This window comes from uncultured Brachyspira sp., from assembly GCF_944393015.1.
Lineage (GTDB): Bacteria > Spirochaetota > Brachyspiria > Brachyspirales > Brachyspiraceae > Brachyspira.
In genome coordinates, this window is sequence record NZ_CALXYQ010000023.1 from 1 (window position 1) to 18,087 (window position 18,087).

The 18,087-nt window shown below is 27.0% G+C and carries 19 protein-coding genes; 18 read left to right on the plus strand and 1 reads right to left on the minus strand.

Translation table 11 applies throughout. From position 1 onward, the window contains the following. Positions 1 to 470: 470 nt before the first annotated feature. The 17 genes from Q0K19_RS08840 to Q0K19_RS08920 all read left to right on the plus strand — a co-directional run bounded on the left by Q0K19_RS08840 (position 471) and on the right by Q0K19_RS08920 (position 16,255). Entirely contained in the window at positions 471 to 926 is a 456-nt protein-coding gene (locus Q0K19_RS08840) for an ankyrin repeat domain-containing protein (RefSeq protein ID WP_297247310.1), read from the plus strand. Between the two features lie 40 nt (positions 927 to 966). Beyond that, positions 967 to 1,389, plus strand: coding sequence for an ankyrin repeat domain-containing protein (locus tag Q0K19_RS08845; protein ID WP_297247312.1), 423 nt, complete (start codon positions 967 to 969; stop codon positions 1,387 to 1,389). Between the two features lie 178 nt (positions 1,390 to 1,567). Beyond that, complete coding sequence (locus tag Q0K19_RS08850) at positions 1,568 to 2,020, plus strand: ankyrin repeat domain-containing protein (RefSeq protein WP_297247315.1); 453 nt, start codon at positions 1,568 to 1,570, stop codon at positions 2,018 to 2,020. A 134-nt stretch (positions 2,021 to 2,154) separates the two neighbouring features. Beyond that, positions 2,155 to 2,622: an META domain-containing protein gene (locus tag Q0K19_RS08855; RefSeq protein WP_297247317.1), complete on the plus strand. Its 468-nt coding sequence runs from the start codon at positions 2,155 to 2,157 to the stop codon at positions 2,620 to 2,622. 151 nt (positions 2,623 to 2,773) lie between these two features. Further along, positions 2,774 to 3,367: a hypothetical protein gene (locus tag Q0K19_RS08860; protein ID WP_297247319.1), complete on the plus strand. Its 594-nt coding sequence runs from the start codon at positions 2,774 to 2,776 to the stop codon at positions 3,365 to 3,367. Between the two features lie 37 nt (positions 3,368 to 3,404). Beyond that, positions 3,405 to 4,874 carry a LysM peptidoglycan-binding domain-containing protein gene (locus tag Q0K19_RS08865; protein WP_297247321.1) on the plus strand — a complete coding sequence of 490 codons (1,470 nt, stop codon included), beginning with the start codon at positions 3,405 to 3,407 and terminating at the stop codon, positions 4,872 to 4,874. Positions 4,875 to 4,949: 75 nt separating this feature from the next. Beyond that, positions 4,950 to 5,525 carry a peptidylprolyl isomerase gene (locus Q0K19_RS08870; protein ID WP_297247323.1) on the plus strand — a complete coding sequence of 192 codons (576 nt, stop codon included), beginning with the start codon at positions 4,950 to 4,952 and terminating at the stop codon, positions 5,523 to 5,525. Positions 5,526 to 5,559: 34 nt separating this feature from the next. Then, positions 5,560 to 6,051: a peptidylprolyl isomerase gene (locus tag Q0K19_RS08875; protein WP_012670582.1), complete on the plus strand. Its 492-nt coding sequence runs from the start codon at positions 5,560 to 5,562 to the stop codon at positions 6,049 to 6,051. 95 nt (positions 6,052 to 6,146) lie between these two features. Then, the gene (gene cobA, locus Q0K19_RS08880; protein ID WP_297247329.1) at positions 6,147 to 7,607 is read left to right on the plus strand and encodes a uroporphyrinogen-III C-methyltransferase; all 1,461 of its coding nucleotides are present in this window, start codon (positions 6,147 to 6,149) and stop codon (positions 7,605 to 7,607) included. Positions 7,608 to 7,609: 2 nt separating this feature from the next. Continuing rightward, positions 7,610 to 8,581 (plus strand): porphobilinogen synthase, encoded by a 972-nt coding sequence (hemB, locus tag Q0K19_RS08885; protein ID WP_297247331.1) that lies wholly within the window; start codon positions 7,610 to 7,612, stop codon positions 8,579 to 8,581. 10 nt (positions 8,582 to 8,591) lie between these two features. Next, positions 8,592 to 9,065, plus strand: coding sequence for a bifunctional precorrin-2 dehydrogenase/sirohydrochlorin ferrochelatase (locus Q0K19_RS08890; protein ID WP_297247333.1), 474 nt, complete (start codon positions 8,592 to 8,594; stop codon positions 9,063 to 9,065). Between the two features lie 141 nt (positions 9,066 to 9,206). Beyond that, positions 9,207 to 10,424, plus strand: a complete 1,218-nt coding sequence (locus Q0K19_RS08895; RefSeq protein WP_297247335.1) for a molybdopterin molybdotransferase MoeA — start codon at positions 9,207 to 9,209, stop codon at positions 10,422 to 10,424. 23 nt (positions 10,425 to 10,447) lie between these two features. After that, complete coding sequence (locus Q0K19_RS08900; protein ID WP_297247337.1) at positions 10,448 to 12,532, plus strand: molybdopterin oxidoreductase family protein; 2,085 nt, start codon at positions 10,448 to 10,450, stop codon at positions 12,530 to 12,532. 19 nt (positions 12,533 to 12,551) lie between these two features. Beyond that, the gene (locus Q0K19_RS08905; protein WP_297247339.1) at positions 12,552 to 12,968 is read left to right on the plus strand and encodes a 4Fe-4S dicluster domain-containing protein; all 417 of its coding nucleotides are present in this window, start codon (positions 12,552 to 12,554) and stop codon (positions 12,966 to 12,968) included. Beyond that, positions 12,968 to 14,200: an FAD-dependent oxidoreductase gene (locus tag Q0K19_RS08910; protein ID WP_297247341.1), complete on the plus strand. Its 1,233-nt coding sequence runs from the start codon at positions 12,968 to 12,970 to the stop codon at positions 14,198 to 14,200. Before Q0K19_RS08905 ends, Q0K19_RS08910 begins: the two co-directional genes overlap by 1 nt. Further along, positions 14,175 to 15,278 carry a molybdopterin-guanine dinucleotide biosynthesis protein B gene (gene mobB, locus Q0K19_RS08915; RefSeq protein WP_297247343.1) on the plus strand — a complete coding sequence of 368 codons (1,104 nt, stop codon included), beginning with the start codon at positions 14,175 to 14,177 and terminating at the stop codon, positions 15,276 to 15,278. The genes Q0K19_RS08910 and mobB overlap by 26 nt, the downstream gene beginning before the upstream one ends. A 26-nt stretch (positions 15,279 to 15,304) precedes the next feature. Next, the gene (locus Q0K19_RS08920; protein WP_297247345.1) at positions 15,305 to 16,255 is read left to right on the plus strand and encodes a hypothetical protein; all 951 of its coding nucleotides are present in this window, start codon (positions 15,305 to 15,307) and stop codon (positions 16,253 to 16,255) included. Between the two features lie 64 nt (positions 16,256 to 16,319). On the opposite strand, the gene hemC is transcribed toward Q0K19_RS08920, so the two are convergent. After that, positions 16,320 to 17,240: a hydroxymethylbilane synthase gene (hemC, locus tag Q0K19_RS08925; protein ID WP_297247347.1), complete on the minus strand. Its 921-nt coding sequence runs from the start codon at positions 17,238 to 17,240 to the stop codon at positions 16,320 to 16,322. A 127-nt stretch (positions 17,241 to 17,367) separates the two neighbouring features. On the opposite strand from hemC, the gene Q0K19_RS08930 reads away from it, so the two are divergent. After that, positions 17,368 to 18,057 (plus strand): Crp/Fnr family transcriptional regulator, encoded by a 690-nt coding sequence (locus tag Q0K19_RS08930; protein ID WP_297247349.1) that lies wholly within the window; start codon positions 17,368 to 17,370, stop codon positions 18,055 to 18,057. Positions 18,058 to 18,087 lie beyond the last annotated feature (30 nt).

The following is an 18,087-nucleotide window of genomic DNA, read 5'->3' on the forward strand; positions in this document are numbered from 1 at the left end:
TTTCTAGCAATTTAAATTATAAGGGATACCTACTTTTTTTAAACTAAAAGTGTGCAATATCTGGGGCTCTTAAACAACGAGATTTTTTTATTAATCAATAAAGTTGTAAGCTAATAATTGGCGAGTTTATCACTAGCAATAATAAAAAAATGAATGTTAAAAATAAGAAATAATTATAAAATCACTAATCAATAAAATTATATATCAATAATATATTTCAAATTATATTCTTTTATAAAAAAATATTTAAATATTATGTTTACTATATTTGTTTTCTTTACAATATAATAATGAATAATAAAAAATTACAATAACAAGTCTTTTATCTATAAATTTAGTTTACATAAATCTTGTATAATATATAAAATGTAAAGTTTAAATAAATTTTATTTACAAAAAATTGACAAAATCTATTATATTTATTATACTATCTTTAAGATATATATTCTATTATTATGCGGAGATTTTTTATGGAAAATTTTAATTCTAAAATATTAATATTTTCATTTGTATTATTTTTAATATTTTGTCTGAATGCATTTTCAAAAAGCAATATAGCAATAATTGATGCAGCAGGCAGAGGTGATATTAATAAGGTTAAAGAATTAATAAATAGCGGAGCTAATGTAAATCAGCAGGATAGAATAGGTGAGAATGCCTTGATTGAAGCGGCAGAAGGCGGACATATAGAAGTAGTAAAGTTATTAATAGAAAATAAAGTAAATCTTAATCTAAAAAGTAAATGGGGCAGAACTGCATTGATGAGAGCTTCTTCAAAAGGTTATGCCAATATAGTAAATGTACTTGTAGAAGCAGGAGCCGATTTGAATATCAAAGACAATAGAAGAAGAACAGCATTAACTTATGCCAATCAAAGAGGACATCAGAATATAGTAAAAATATTAAAATCAGCAAATGCTAAATAAAGCTAACATAATTTAAATATTTAATTAAGGAGATATATTTATGAAAAAGATTTTAGTTTTTATTTTTATAATTGGTGTTAGTGTTTTTGCTCAAAGAAAGATGACGCCTTTAATGGAGGCTTTAGAGAAAAAAGATACTAAAAGAGCCATAGAATTAATAAACTCAGGAGTTGATATTAATACAAAAGATAGAATGGGAGAAACTCCATTAATAGAGGCGGCGGAAGAAGGACTTGCAGATGTTGTTAAAGTTTTGATAGAAAAGAAAGTAAATTTGAATGCAGCTAATGTTAGAAATAGAACAGCTTTGAGCAGAGCTTCATATAAAGGATATATAGAAATAGTTATTATGTTAGTGAATGCTGGAGCAGATAAGAGTATTAAAGATAAATATGGAAAAACTGCTTTGGACTATGCTTCAGAGAGAGGACATAAAGATATTGTTTCTATATTAAAAAAGTAGTTCATAATTAATTTTATCTATTATATTTTAATATATTTGAATTTAAATCATTAAATTGTTTTTGTAAAATTATTTAATTTCTTTAAAAAATATTTGTGTAAAAATAAAAAAATGACGATTTAATAATTATTATAAAATTATGTAAATTTATTTTCTTATTTTAAGATAGGAGTTTTTTATGAAATTAAATAATAAAATATTTTTATTTTTTATAGTTTTTTCATTACTTTTTTGTAACAGTGCATTTTCTAAAAGTAATATAGAATTAGTAAATGCTGCAGAAAATGGCGACATAAAAAAGGTGAGAGAACTTCTTAGAAGCGGTGTTAACATAAATGAGCAGGACTCTAAAGGTGATAATGCATTGATAAAAGCTTCAGAAAATGGACATTTAAAAGTTATAGAATTATTGGTGCAATACAGATGCAGTTTAAATCTTCAAAATAAAGACGGCAGAACAGCGATAAGTAAGGCATCAGAGAATGGACATGTTAATGTTGTAAGACTTTTAATTGATGCAGGTGCTAAAGTTAATTTGAAAGATAGAAAAGATAAAACAGCTTTAACTTATGCTTCAGAAGAGAAACATAAAAATGTAATTAGCCTTTTAAAAGCAGCAGGCGGTAAATAATTTTAAAGTTTTTATATAAAAAATAAAAAAAGTGTTATTTTTATTTGAAATTACTATATATAACATTGATAATAAATTTTAATTATAATATAATGGTTCGCGAATTTAAAAATTTTGTAAAGGAAAAAGAAAACATGAAAAAAATATTGTCTTTAGTTCTTGTTATTATGGGAACACTATTTGCAGTATCATGCGGCGGTAATACTTCTAATACTACTAGTACAGAAAACACAGCTGCAGCAGTAGTTACAGTTAATGATTTATTAGGAAAAGAGTATTCTCTTACTAATATGTACGAAGGCAAAGAAGTTACTATAGCTTTTTCTGACACTAATATGTTAGGCGGAAAATCAGCTGTTAATAACTATTTTACTGAGTTTTCATTAGACGGTAACAAAATCAAATTAAATGCTTTAGCTTCTACTAAAATGGCTGGTCCTGAAGAAGATATGGCTGTAGAAACAGAATATTTACAAATATTAAATGGTGCTGATACAATTTCTTTAGACGGAGATGTATTAACTATTACTACTACTTCAGGTACTAATTTAATTTATACTTTCAAAGGTAATGTAGAAGTAGCAAGTGAAAATGCAAACTAATTAAACACTATCTATATTTTTGGGCAAGATAATATTTTTATATTATCTTGCCTTTTTTATTTTAAATTTTTAATAAACTATTGACTTTTATATTCAGTAGTATAATATAAATGTATATTTCTGTTTTTTAGATAAAATATTTGGAGTGATTATGAAATTAAAGAAATATATTTTTATACCGCTAGTATTTTGTTTGATCATTGTTGTATCTTGTTCTGAAAGCATGCCTTTAAAAGAATATAAAGATGCAACTACCTTGAGAGATAAAGCTATAAGATATGATTTGCAAAACTATTCTAAAGAACAATTCGATATAGCTGAAGCGAATTATTCAGAAGCTATGATATTAATAGATGAAAATAAAGATTCAGCAAAAGTAAAAGAACTTCTTACAACAGCATCAAATTCATATCAAACAGTATTGAATGATGGATTACCACAATATGCTGAAGTTTTAAAAAGCGAAATAGATTTAGAAAGAGTATATTCTAAGGAAGTAAAAGCATATAGAGTAGATAAAGAAAATTATGAGTTTGCAGAACTTAATTATATAAATGCATTATCAGCTTTAAGTACAAACAATTATGAAGAAGCTGTAAGTTGTTTTTTAAATGCTAAAAAATATCATCACAAAGCATATTTCACAACTAAGATAAGATATGATGAGAGTACAAGAGGAATAAAAGAAGCTGAAGATAAAATCAGACAAGTTGAAGAATTAGAAAGATCATCTTCTAAGAAATAATTTTACTTTAATTATAAAAAATTAATGGAGAAAAAATATGAAAAAGGGATTATTTTTATTTATCTTATTAACGTTTTCTTGTTTTTTGTATGCACAGGAAACAAATGAATTAGTTTTACCTCCTGAATTACCAGCAGATTTGCCTGTTAGTATAAAGGAAAGCGATGATTATAAATTGGCACAAAGATATAGAGAAATGGCTATAGATGCTCATAGTGTAGGCGATTATAATCAAAGTATAGAATATTCAAAACAAAGTAAAGAATATTCTGATAAAATCATATTGAGATATGGTGTTTATGAATATGTTTTGAATAGCCAAAGAGATGCAGAAAGAAAACTTAGCTTATTCAAAGGAGTTGGCGGAGATACTAATGAATTAACAACTTCTTTATATGAAGAGTCTGTTACAGATCTTAATTCTGCTCATAGCATGCTTGAAGCATCTACTAACAGCACAGATTATACTAACACTATGCTTGAGTATAATAAATCAGCTGAAAAATCAGAATTAGGATATAATGTTCTTGCTATAGATTTAAGAAGAGAATATTTAATGAGTGAATCAGTATTAACTAATGGTGATAATAATGATACACAAATTACAAATTTAAGAGATGAATCTAAAAATGCATTAAGCAGCGGAGATTATACTAACTCTTTGACAAAATCAAGAGAAGCTATGAATATGCTTGATATGTTAGAAGCTCCATTAGCTTACGCTAAAGCTCAGGATTCTATGGATAAAGCTAAAAAAGACGGCTATAATAATAGTAAGCCTAATTTGTATACTGAAGCTTTAAAATCATTATCTTCAGCAGGCGAAACTTTGATAGCTAATAATTATAGTGATTCTTTAATGCATTCTAAAAATGTTATAAGTTTAGTTAATTCAATGGAAAGTACATCTGGAGATATATCTGCTCCTGAAGAAGAACAAGTTATAGTAACAGATGGAACAGTATTCCCTCAGTATTATATAGTTCAGTCTAGAAGAACTAATACAGATTCATTATGGCGTATAGCTTCTTATGACTTCATATATGGTAATGGTAATTTATGGAAAAAAATATATGATGCTAACAAAGATACTATAAAAAATCCTAATGTTATAAGAGCAGGTCAAAAATTAATTATACCTAGTCTTAAAGGCGAGACAAGACAGGGAACTTATGATACTAATCAAACTTATGGAAATATAACTACTTTCTCTACTAATCAGATTGAAGGTAACATAATCATAGAAGATGAAAAAGCTATGGAAGAGCAAACAGAGCAGACAGAAGAAACTGTTATAGATGAACAAACTGATACAGCTGATGAAAATACAGAGATAACAGATGATACAGCAGTTACTGATGAGAATGCAGAAATGACAGATGATACGGCAGCTACTGATGAAAATGCAGAAATGACTGATGATGCAGCAACTACTGACGAAAATGCAGAAATGCCTAATGATACAACATCTACTAATGAGGCAGCAGCAGAAGAAGGAAATCAATAATAAAAGTAAAAATAAATTTATAGAAAATAATTACGAAGATTATTGAAGTTTATTATAATTTAAGAGGTACATATTTTGGGTAAAAAATTAAAAATCATTATTATTTCATTATTGGGTGTGATTGTATTCGGAACAGTTCTTATAGCACAAAAGCCGAAAACTTCAAAAGAGCATTTGTTTATAGAAACAAATTTTGGTACTATAGAAATAGCTTTCTTTCCTGAAAAAGCACCAAAACATGTTGAGGCTATAAAAAAACTTGCTAATGAGGGTTTTTATAATGGAACATTATTTCACAGAGTTATACCTGGTTTTATGATTCAAGGCGGAGACCCATTGAGCAAACAGCCTAACAGATCTTTGCATGGTACAGGCGGCCCTAATTTCGTTATACCTGCAGAGTTCAATGATGTTTCTCACAAAAGAGGTATATGTTCTATGGCTAGAGGTGCGAGCGTAAATAGTGCCGGTTCTCAGTTCTTTATCTGCGTAGCTGATAGTCCTTTCTTAGACGGACAGTATACAGTATGGGGCGAAGTTGTTAGCGGTATGGATGTTGCTGATAAAATAGTAGCATTAAAAAGAGATGCTAATGATAATCCTTTAGAGCCTGCCAAAATGAATAGAGTTTATGTAAAAACAGTTAATTAATTTATTTTTTATAAAGGAAAAATAGGAAATTAAAATGAAAGAACATTTATTTATTGAAACAGATTATGGTACTATAGAAATAGAATTCTATCCTGAAATAGCACCTAAACATGTTGAAGCTATAAAAAAGCTTGCTAATGAAGGTTTTTATGATGGAATAAGATTTCATAGAGTGATACCTAGATTTATGATACAAGGCGGAGACCCTGTAAGTAAAGATGCAACAAAAAGACATTTACATGGTACAGGCGGTCCTGGATTCAATATCCCTGCTGAATTTAGCGATAAGCCTCATAAAAGAGGTATATGTTCTATGGCTAGAAGTCAGCATCCTGACAGTGCCGGTTCTCAGTTTTTTATCTGTGTAGCTGATGCCCCTCATTTGGACGGACAGTATACAGTTTGGGGAAATGTTGTTGATGGTATGGATGTTGCTGATAAAATAGTGTCGTTAAAAAGAGATCATAATGACAACCCTATGGAAAATTCTACTATGAATAAAGTTTATGTTAAAGAAGTAGAATGATAAAGTTCTTAGAATTATAAACGAGTCTTATTCAAATAGGACTCGTTTTTTTATAGATTAGTTTTGCAGTTATAAAAATTATCAGGAGATTATTAATGTCTGGTAAGGTATATATTGTTGGCGGCGGATGTGGTTCTTATGAATTGCTTACTTTAAAAGCTAAGGAAGTTTTGGGAATTTGCGATTGTGTTATATATGATAGGCTTGTAGATAATAGTATACTTCAATTTTGCAATAGCAATGCTGAATTAGTTTATTTAGGAAAAGAGCATGGAAATCATCATTTGCAAGAAACAATACATAATACCATTTTAAAATACGCATTAAAAGATAAAATCGTTGTCAGATTAAAAGGCGGCGACCCTTTGGTTTTTGGAAGAGGCGGAGAAGAACTAGATTTTTTATATGACAATAATATTAAATTTGAAATAGTTCCGGGTATAAGTTCATCTATAGCTTCAAGCGAATATGCAGGTATTCCTCTAACATACAGAAATATATCAAGAAGCTTTCATGTTTTTACTGCCCATGCTATGGATATATTATATCATTTAAATTTTTCTGTTATATCAAAATTGGAAGGCACATTAGTTTTTTTAATGGGTGTAGCAAAGATAGAAAATATTATAAACGGACTTTTAGAAAATGGGAAATCTAAAACCTCTAAAGTATCTATAATAGAAAATGCATGCCGTCCTAAACAAAGAGTTATAGTAGGAACTTTAGAAAATATCGTAGAATTATCTAAAATCAATAATATAAAATCACCTGCCACAATTGTTATAGGAGATGTGGTTCAGTTTCAGGATAGATTTTCTTGGTATGATAAAATGCCTTTAAGTAAAAAATCAATTTTAATTACAAGAAGCAAAAGCGATTCAAATAATTTATGCAATAAGCTAATAAGTTTAGGTGCGGAATGCTACAGTCTTCCTATGATAGATATAGAATACAATAATAATCATTTAGGAAACTTAGATAATTATAAGTCTGTTTTATTATGTTCTCCTAATGGAGTTAATGCTTTTATAAAAGAAATAGAAGATTTAAGAATATTAGGAAATATAAAAATAGGAGTGGTTGGACAATCCACTTTAAACAGATTAAAGCAGTATAAAATAAATGCTGATTTCTGTCCAAAGAAATTTTTAGTTGAAGAGCTTATAAAAGAGTCATTAAATTATACTAATGAAAATGATAATATATTAATCATCACATCAAATCTTTCTAATGTGAAAACTGATGATATTAGCAGTAAATATAAAAGAAATTTCACTAAATTAGAACTTTATAATACTATTAAAATGAAATATGAAGAAAAGATAATGATTGATAATATTAATATGGTTAATTATATAACATTTTTTAGTCCATCTGCTGTGGAAGCATTTTTTGAATCTATTAATAATAATGTATCTATAATTGCTGATAAAAAAATAGTATCTATAGGGCCTGTAACTAGTAAAAAATTAAGAAGTTATAATGTAAATGTTCATTTAGAGGCAAAAGAATTTTGTTTAGAAGGTGTAATTGATACTTTACTAGGAGATAAATAATAATGTTTAATAGAACTAGAAGAACAAGAAATAATCCTATAATTAGAGATTTAATATATGATGTTAATTTAACTATAAATGATTTTTTATATCCAATATTTATAGAAGAGGGTGATAATATAAAAATAGAAATAGAATCTATGCCTAATCAATATAGATATTCTTTAGATAAATTAAAAGATGAATTAGATGAAATATGTAATTTAGGTATAAGGGGCTTATTATTATTTGGAATACCTAAAAATAAAGATGAAAAAGGTAGTTCTGCTTATGATGAAAATGGAATTATACAAAAAGCTGTAAAATACATAAAGCATAATTTTCCTAGTCTTTTAATAGTAACAGATGTATGTATGTGCGAATATACTTCACATGGACATTGCGGAATATTAGATAATTGTAATGTTGATAATGATTCTACTCTTGAATATATATCAAAAATAGCTTTATCGCATGTTCAGTCAGGTGCTGATATGGTAGCTCCTTCTGATTGTATGGATGGACATGTTTATGCTATAAGAAATATATTAGATAAAAATGGGTATATTAATATTCCTATAATGTCATATAGTGTAAAGTATGCATCTTCCTATTACTCACCTTTTAGAGAAGCTGCTGATTCTGCTCCTAGTTTTGGAGATAGAAAAACATATCAGTTAGATTTTAGGAATTCTAAAGAGTATATTCAAAAAATAAAAAATGATATAGAAGAAGGTGCTGATATATTTATTATTAAGCCTGCATTAGCATATTTAGATATTATAAAAGATGTTTCAAATAGATTCAATGATATACCTATAGCATCATATAATGTAAGCGGAGAATATTCTTTAGTTAAGGCTGCTTCTAAACTTGGGTTTATAGATGAAAAGAGAATAGTTCTTGAAAATATGTATTCTTTAAAAAGGGCAGGATCAGATATTATAATAACTTATCATGCTAAAGATTTGGCTAAATATTTAAGAGAATTTTAATTTTATAATTATGTTTTTCCCTATTTTTGTAAATGTAAATAATTGCTTAGTTATAGGCGCAGGCAATGTAGCACTTAGAAAGATAAATAAGCTTTTAAAATATAATTGCAATATAACAGTTATGTCAAAATATATATTAGATGATATATTAAATTTATATGATTCAAATAAAGATAAAATAAAATTAATAACAAGAGAATTTAATTTCAATAATAATGATGATTTAAAAGAAATAGAAAAATATTTTTTGATTATAGCCGCCACTAATGATAGAGATTTAAATAATAAAATTTCAGAATATTGTATTGATAAAAATATATTAGTCAATAATATATCCTCAAAAAATAATATGAATGCAAGATTTTGCACTATCATTGAAAATCAAAATTATTCTGTAGGTATATCTGCCAATGGAAAAGTATCAGATGCTTTAAAGTTAAAAATGGAAATTAATAAATTATTTAATGATATTGATACAAATTAATTTAGTTTTAAAGAAAAAATTATACCTATACATTTAAGAAGTAATAAAAAATATTTCAAATATAAATAGTTTGTGATTTAAATCACAGCATTTATATATTGTGATGTTATTATACAATTAAATGATTTGAAGGTATATTGTATGTTTGACAATGATAAATTACTAGTTAATGAAGTTCATAATATTCTTTATAAAAATAAGATATCTTTAGAAAAAGAAATAATCAATTTGAAATATGCCTATAAAAAAGTTATATCGAATAAATTATATTATAAGATAGATGATCCTCCTTTTAATAAAGCTGCTATGGATGGTTATGGATATTATGATAATGGCAGCATAAAATTTGAATTATTAGAAGAAATATTTTCAGCAGGCAGTAATAAAACTGATATTAATATATTAGAAAATTGCTGTATTAAAATTATGACAGGTGCTATGGTGCCTGATAATATAAATAAAATTTCAAAGTTTGAGGCTGCTGATATTGTTGAAGAAGATGGAAAAAAATATGTTTATGTAAAAGAAGAGGAAAATTCTAATAATATCATATTAAAATCTACCAGCTCAAAAATAGGAGATTTATTATTAGATATAAAACGTCTTGATGCAGAGGACATATCAAGATTAGCTTCAAATGGTTTTTCAGAGATAGAAGTTTTTAAGAGTCCTAAAGTTGCTGTTATAAGTACCGGAAGTGAATTAATAGAAATTGGAAATAAATTAGAAATTGGAAAGATATACGATTCTAATGGCTTTCTTATAGTAAATAAATTGAAAGATATTGATATAGATTCTAAATTTTATGGCATAGTAAAAGATGAATATGATAGTTTATATTCTGTAATATCTGGAGCATTAAAAGAAAATGATATAGTAATAGTTAATGGCGGAATATCATTTGGAAATATGGATTATAGTAAGAGAGTTTTTAATGATTTGGGTGTAGAAAAATTATGTCATGGGGTATCAATTAAGCCGGGTAAGCCTTTTTATTTTGGTGTAAAAAAAGATGGTAATAAAATAAATAAAGCAATATTTGGAATACCTGGAAATCCTTTTGCTTCTTTGGTTTCTATAGAAAATTTTGTTAAGCCTTATATAAATAATTGTATGGGAATAAGATATGATAATTGTTTTTATAAGTTCCCATTGTATGAAAATTATAAAAGAAAAAATAGCAAAGCAGAGGAGTATTATCCAGTTGATTTTATAACTAATGATAAAGGAACATTTGTGAAGCTGTTAGATTATAAAGGCTCTTTTTATTTGCCTGCTAATATGAAGGCTCTTATGAAAATTAATATTGGCATTAATGAAATAAAGGCTTTTGAAAATGTTGAAATAAAATTTATATAAATAAAAATGAAGGAGTATAAAATATGAAAACAATGCAGACAACATGCAATTACTGCTCATTAGCTTGTAATTTTGATGTTACTTCTGATGGTAAAACTATTACAAAGGTTATACCTACTAAGAATTATCCTGTTAATAAAGGTTTTTCTTGTATTAAAGGACTTAATTTAAATAAGCAGGGTCTTATGAATAGTCCTGATTCTAAGCCAAGAATAAAAGATAAAGACGGAAATGTTAAACATGTATCTTGGGAGGAAGCATTTAATTATACTGCTTCTAAATTAAAAGAGATTAAAGATAAATACGGCCCTCAGGCTATAGCTGGAATAAGTACAGGTCAGTTAGAAACAGAAGGTATGGCTATATTCGGACATGTTGTTAGAAATTTTTTGGGCGGTAATTTGGATGGAAATACGAGATTATGCATGGCTACTTCTGTAGTTGCTCATAAACAAAGTTTTGGATTTGATGCTCCTCCATATACTTTAAATGATTTTGAATTATCTGATACTATATTTTTAATTGGAGCAAATCCTATAGTGGCACATCCTATTATATGGGATAGAATAAAATTAAATAAACTTCCTAATAAAAAAGTTATAGTTATAGATCCTAGAAAATCTGAAACAGCTAAAGAATCTGATTATTGGTATGGTTTAAAATCTAAAACAGATATTTATTTATTCTATACTTTAGCTAATGTATTAATAGAAAAAGGCTGGATTAATGAAGAATATATAAATAATTATACAGAGAACTTTGAAGCTTATAAAGAACATGTTAAAAACTTCCCATTAAGTAAGGCAAAAGAAAATACAGGCTTATCAGAAGAACAAGTTATGCAAATAGCTACTATGATTCATGAAGGTAAGAACGTATCATTTTGGTGGACTATGGGAGTTAATCAAGGATATCAGGCTGTACGCACTGCTCAATCTATAATTAATTTAGCACTTATGACTGGAAATATTGGGAGACCAGGCACAGGAGCAAATTCTATAACAGGACAATGTAATGCTATGGGTTCAAGGGCATTTAGTAATACAGCAGGATTGTATGGAGGCGGTGATTTTGATAACCCTAAGAGAAGAGAGGCTGTATCCAAAGCTTTGGGTATAGAAGAAAAATGGCTTCCTAATGCTCCTACTATTACATATAATGCAATTATAGAAAAAGCTATTGCCGGTGAAATAAAAGCTCTTTGGATATGCTGTACTAATCCTAGACATTCTTGGACTAATAATGAAACATTTAAAAAAGCTATTGAGAATTTAGAATTATTTATAGTTCAGGATATATACGATGATACAGACAGTTCAAAGATTTGCGATGTTTATTTCCCTGTAACTTCCGGACTTTATAAAGAGGGCGTCATAATCAATACAGAAAGAAGATTATCTAAATTACGTCCTGTACTTACAGAAAAAAATGGTAAATTGACTGATTATGAAGTATTTTACAAGATGGGCGAAGCTTTAGGTATGGGTGATTTATTAAAAGGATGGGAAACTCCTAGAGATGCATTTGAATTAATGAAAAAATGCAGTAAGGGTATGCCTTGTGATATTACAGGTGTAGATTATGATGCTTTGAATGATTCTCCTGGAATACAGTGGCCTTATCCGGAAGGAAGTGCACCTCTCACTAATAATGAAAGAAGACTTTTTGAAAATAATCAATATTATACTCCTAATAAAAAAGCTAAATTTATGTTTGAAATGCCTATAGAAAATCCTGTTCAATGCAGTGAAAAATATCCTTATATATTAAATACAGGAAGAGGCACAGTAGGTCAATGGCATACTCAAACTAGAACAAGAGAATTGGATGTTGTTAATGATGTAGCTGTGAAGGATGCTTATATTTATATAAGTGATGCTATGGCAAAGAATAAAGGAATTAATAATTTTGATGCCGTTGAAGTGGAATCTATAAATGGTCAGACAAGAAGATTTATTGCTTTTGTAACAGATTCTCTTTCTGAAAATCAATTGTATGCTCCTATACACTATATAGAAACTAATGCCTTAACACCTAGTGTATATGATACTTATTCAAAAGAACCATCATATAAATCAACACCGGTAAATATAAAAAAGGCTATATAAAAACTAAAAAGGAGTGAATATGAAACCTATAAAAAGAATAGCAATAGATAGAGATAAATGCATAGGCTGTTTAACTTGTGTAAGTGCATGTATAGTTGCTCATGACGGAGAAGAACCAAGAAACAGAGTTGTTATAAGCAGTAATTATAAAAACTCTCCTATATTTTGCCGTAACTGTGATTTGCCTGAATGCGTATATACTTGTATGTCCGGTGCAATGAAAAAAGATCCTAAAACCGGATATGTAACTTATGATAAAAATCAATGTGCCAGCTGTTATATGTGTATAATGGCTTGTCCTTATGGTGTATTAAAAGAGGATAGTTTAACAAAAACTGAAATTCTTAAATGTGATATGTGTGAAAATTATGAAGACGGTTCTCAATGTGTTAAAAAATGTCCTATGAAAGCCATCACTTTAGAGGAGGTAAAATAATGAAATATCTTATATTAGGTGCTTCTGCCTCAGGTTTAAATGGGGCTCGCGAACTTAGAATGCTAGATAAAAATGCAGATATTACTTTGGTATCTGTAGACGATAAAATATATTCAAGATGTATGCTCCATTATTATATAAGCGGAAAAAGAAATGAAGAGTCATTAAATTTTATGCCTAAAAATTTTTTCTCTGATTATAATATAAAATGGATAAATAATACTAAAGCTGTATCATTAGATGCTGATAAAAAGACAGTTAAGCTTTCTAATGGAAATGAAGAAAATTATGATAAATTATTATTGGCTACAGGTGCTTCCAGTACAATTCCTCCTATAGAAAATTTAAGAGAGGCTAATAATGTTGTAGGCGTTAGAACTCTTGATGACTGCAATAAAATAATGGAATTAGCTAAAAAGTATAAGAAAGCCGCTGTTATAGGTGCTGGTTTAATAGGTGTTGATGTTGTTAGCGGTATTTTACCTTATAATTTGGATAAGATTTCAATTATTGATATTGCTCCTTTTATCATAAGCAAACAGTTAGATGAACATACTGCTAATGTATATCAGAATAAATTAAAAGAAAAGAATGTAGATCAATATTATTCAATGAAAGTGAAAAGAATTGATATTGATAATGATAAAAATCCTAGATTTATAGAATTAGAAGATGGTCAAAAAATAGAAGCAGATTTTATAGTTGTTGCTATGGGTATATCTCCTAATATTGATTATCTTAAAAATACTGCAATAAAATTAAATGATGCTGGCGGAGTTGAGATTGATAAATATGGCAGAACAAATATTGCTGATATATATGCTGCCGGAGATATTACTGTAACTACTGCTATATGGTCTGCTGCTGTGAAACAAGCAATAATAGCTGCTAATAATATGGTGGGAAACAGTATTGATATTGATAATTTATTTAATTTTAAATCTACAATGAATCTGTTTAATATTCCTTCTATGTCTATAGGTACTGTAATTGCTCCTGATGATTCTTATTCTGTTGAAATTTTCGATGATAAAAAAGGAAATTACAGAAAAATAGTTCATAAAGATGGAAAAATAATAGGTGCTTTACTGCAAGGTGATTTGCGTTACAGCGGTATTTTGACTCAGCTTATTAAAGAAAATATAGATGTAACTAAAGTAAAAAAACCTTTATTTAAAATAGATTATTCAGACTTTTTTAATATAGATGAAAACTTTAAATTTGCTTTCTAATATAAATATATCTACTGTGATATTATGCGGAGGTAAAAGCTCTAGATTTAATTTTAATGATAAAGCTTTACTTAAGTATGATAATAACAAAAATTTTTTAGAGAAAATCATTTCAGAATGCAAAGGAGATGTATTTCTATCGGTGGATAATACTGATAAATACAAATCCTTTTTTTCTGGAAGTAATATAAAAGTTATAGAAGATATTTATAAAGATATAGGTGCTTTGGGCGGTATTTATAGTTCTTTTAAAAATATTGAGTCAGATTATATACAATTTTTAAGCTGTGATACTCCTACTATTAGTTATGATTTTATTGATTATATGATTAGTATGGCAGATGAATATCATGATGCTTTCATACCTGTTTATCAGGGAAATGTTTATTTTTTATGCGGTATATATTCTAAAAATATATTATCTGTAATAAATGAAAATATTGATAATAAAGAATATAGCATAAAAAAATTGATAGATAAGATTAAAGTTAAATATATTGATTTGAAATATACAAAATTTAAATTATTTAATATTAATACTTTAGAAGATTATTTATCATTTCAAAAGAGTATGCCTCAATATTTTGCTGTTTGCGGTAAAAGGAATTGCGGTAAAACAGATTTAATTTGTAAATTAATAAAAGAATTTGTTAATATTGGAAAAACAGTTGCTGTAATAAAACATACTTCTCATGATCATTCTTTTGATGCTCAAGGAAAAGATACTTATAATTTTAAGGAGAGTGGGGCAAAAGCAGCTTTAATATATTCTCCTCTAAAATATATGATGGTTCAAGATTATGAAAAAAGCGTCAATGAAAATGATGATCTTAGTAATTTTATAGATAAGATGAAAGGATATGATCTTATAATATTAGAGGGTTTTAAACATATTAACAATATACCAAAAATAGAAGTGTTTAGATCTAGTGTTTCAGATAAGCCGTTTTGTGATGATAAATCTATAATGGCATTAGTTACTGATAATTTAAGCTATAAAACAGATCTTCCTATACTCAATATAAATGATATTTCTTCTATAATGAATTTTATAATATCAAATATAATAACAATTTAATACTTAATTGTAAAAGGAGTTTAAGTATGAGTAAATTAAAAGGATTGCCTATAGGTTTTGTTGGAACATGTGTAGGATTAGCTACATTATCAAATGTTTATAATCTATTAGGTTTCAGTTGGGTAAGACATGTATGTATGTGTTTAGCTGGATTTGCAGCTATATTAGGTATATTGAAAGTTATATTATTTTTTCCTAAAGTACAAGAGGAATATAAAAGCGGAGTTTTAGCTGCAATGTATACCACAATAACAATGAATACTATGTTATTTGGTACTTATATTGCCGGATATAATCCTGCTATTGGTAAAGCTATATTTTTAGCAGGCGTATTTGTTCATATGGCTATGATATTATGCTATACTACATACCATATAATTATGAATCTTAAAGTAGAATTTTTACTTCCTTCATATTTTGTAACTTATAATGGTCTTTTAGTTTCTACAGTTGCAGGAATTAATATGCTTCCTCCTAAACTTGCAATGGGTATAACTTTTTACGGAATAGGTGTTTATGTTCTTATATTAATATTTTTAATACCAAGAATAATAACAAAACCTATACCTGCCAATTTTGTTCAGACTAAAACAGTATTATTAGCACCTTGTTCTTTATGTTTGGTGAGTTATTTAAATTTTAATAATGTAGAAAGTTTAAAAATGTATTTTAATCCTATTATAGCATTAGTATTATATATTTGTGTTTTATTAACATTTATATATATATTGTTTAATATATTTAAATTTTTTGAAAATGGATTTACTCCCTTATTTGGAGCTTTAACATTCCCTATGGCTATAGGTACTTTGGCAGGATATAGAGCAGGAGCATTCTTTACTCCTATTGAAGCTTATAAATCTTTAGGAATACTAGCAGCAAATGTTACAGGTTTTCAATTATTAATATCATCTACTTTTATGTGCTTAGTATTTTTTAATTTTGTAAAAATGTATTTGCATTCTAATAAAGCCTAAATTATACCATAAAATTATGTATATAGATTATTCATAAATTATTTTTTAATTTTTTATGAATAATCTATTGATTTATATTCATTTGAATTTTTTTATTTATTTTATCATATAGTTTTTTTGCTAATTCATTTTTCTCTTTTACTTCATCAAGAGAAACTTTATCTCTATAATTATTGCCATTGCAGAAAAAATTTCCATGAAGTATTATATTATCATCTTTAATCTCTGCATAACATCCTACAGGAGAATTACATCCGCTGTCAAATAAACATGCAAAAGTTCTTTCTATATCGACTAATTCTCTTATACTTCTATCATCTATCATTTTTAGCATATCTATCATTTCATAGTCATCTTCTCGGCATTGAACGCATAAAGCTCCCTGTCCAGGTGCAGGAAGTATATCCTCTATAGAAAAATATTGAGTTATGAGATTTTCTAAATTTAATCTTTTCATTGCAGCCGAAGCTAATATTAAAGCATCATAATCTTGTGTTTGAAGTTTTTTTAATCTTGTATGTATATTTCCTCGTATGGGTTTTATTATTATATCATCTCTAAGCAGCTGTATAGAGCTTGATCTTCTTAAAGAAGTTGTGCCTAATATAGAGCCTTTTTTTAGATCATTAAATTTGATATTATTTTTTGATATTAAAACATCTCTAGGATCTTCTCTTTCAGGTATAGATGCATATATCAATCCTTTAGTATTTACAGTTGTCATATCTTTCATAGAATGAACAGCAAAATCTATTTTTTTATTTAATAATGCTTCTTCTATTTCTTTGGTAAATGCACCTTTTAGAGATTTTTCTTTACTATTTGGATTTTCTATTAAATGTATATCTCCGCTTGTGGTTATCTTTTCTATATTTATTTCTATGTCTTTAAATTTATCTTTTAATTTATTTATAATTATATTAGTTTGTGTTATTGCAAGCTCACTTGATCTGCTTCCTACAATGAATTTTTTTTTCATTTCCATAGGTAATTCCAATTATTAGAAAATATTTTTAGTTATTCGATAGTCGATTTATTTTAGCAATTTATTATTTTTTTATCAATACTTATTGACTTTTTTTAATATCATTATATTGTTTAAATAACAGTTTATGATTACATTAGATGAAGCTTTTAATAATATTGAAATACTAAAAAAACTTAATTCTAAAACTATAGAATATATAAAACCTTTTTCCACTTTAAAAACATATAAAGAGAGAGAACATGTATTTATGGATAAAGATGAAATAAGTAATCTTTATATAATAGTACTTGGAAAAGCAGCTTTGTATAAGTTAAATAATTTTGGAGATAAGAAAATAATATTTATATTCGATGAAGGCAAGATATTAAATGAGCATAGTCTTCAAAATATAAAAGTATCTATAAATTGTGAAATTTTAGAAACTTCTGTAATAATGTCTATTCCTTGCAATATATTTATTAAGGCTATGGAAAATGATTTTTTATTATCAAAATCTATATTGGATTTAATGTCTTTGAATATAAGAAGGCTTTACAGGCAGCTGCAAAATACCACAAACAATTTAGAATGTGAAAAGAAATTGGCTTCTAAATTATTAAAATTAGCAAAAGATAATGGTATATACTGTGAAAATATAGTTAAAATAAATATACCATTAACTGTTACATATATTTCTGAAATGATAGGCTCAAGAAGAGAAACAGTATCAAGACAAATAAAAAAATTATCCGATTTAAGTTTAATAGAGTTTAAAGATAATTTTATATTTATAAAAGATATAGAAAAACTAAGAAACTATTTTTATGATGTGTGATTTATATCACATACTTATTTTTATTTACTT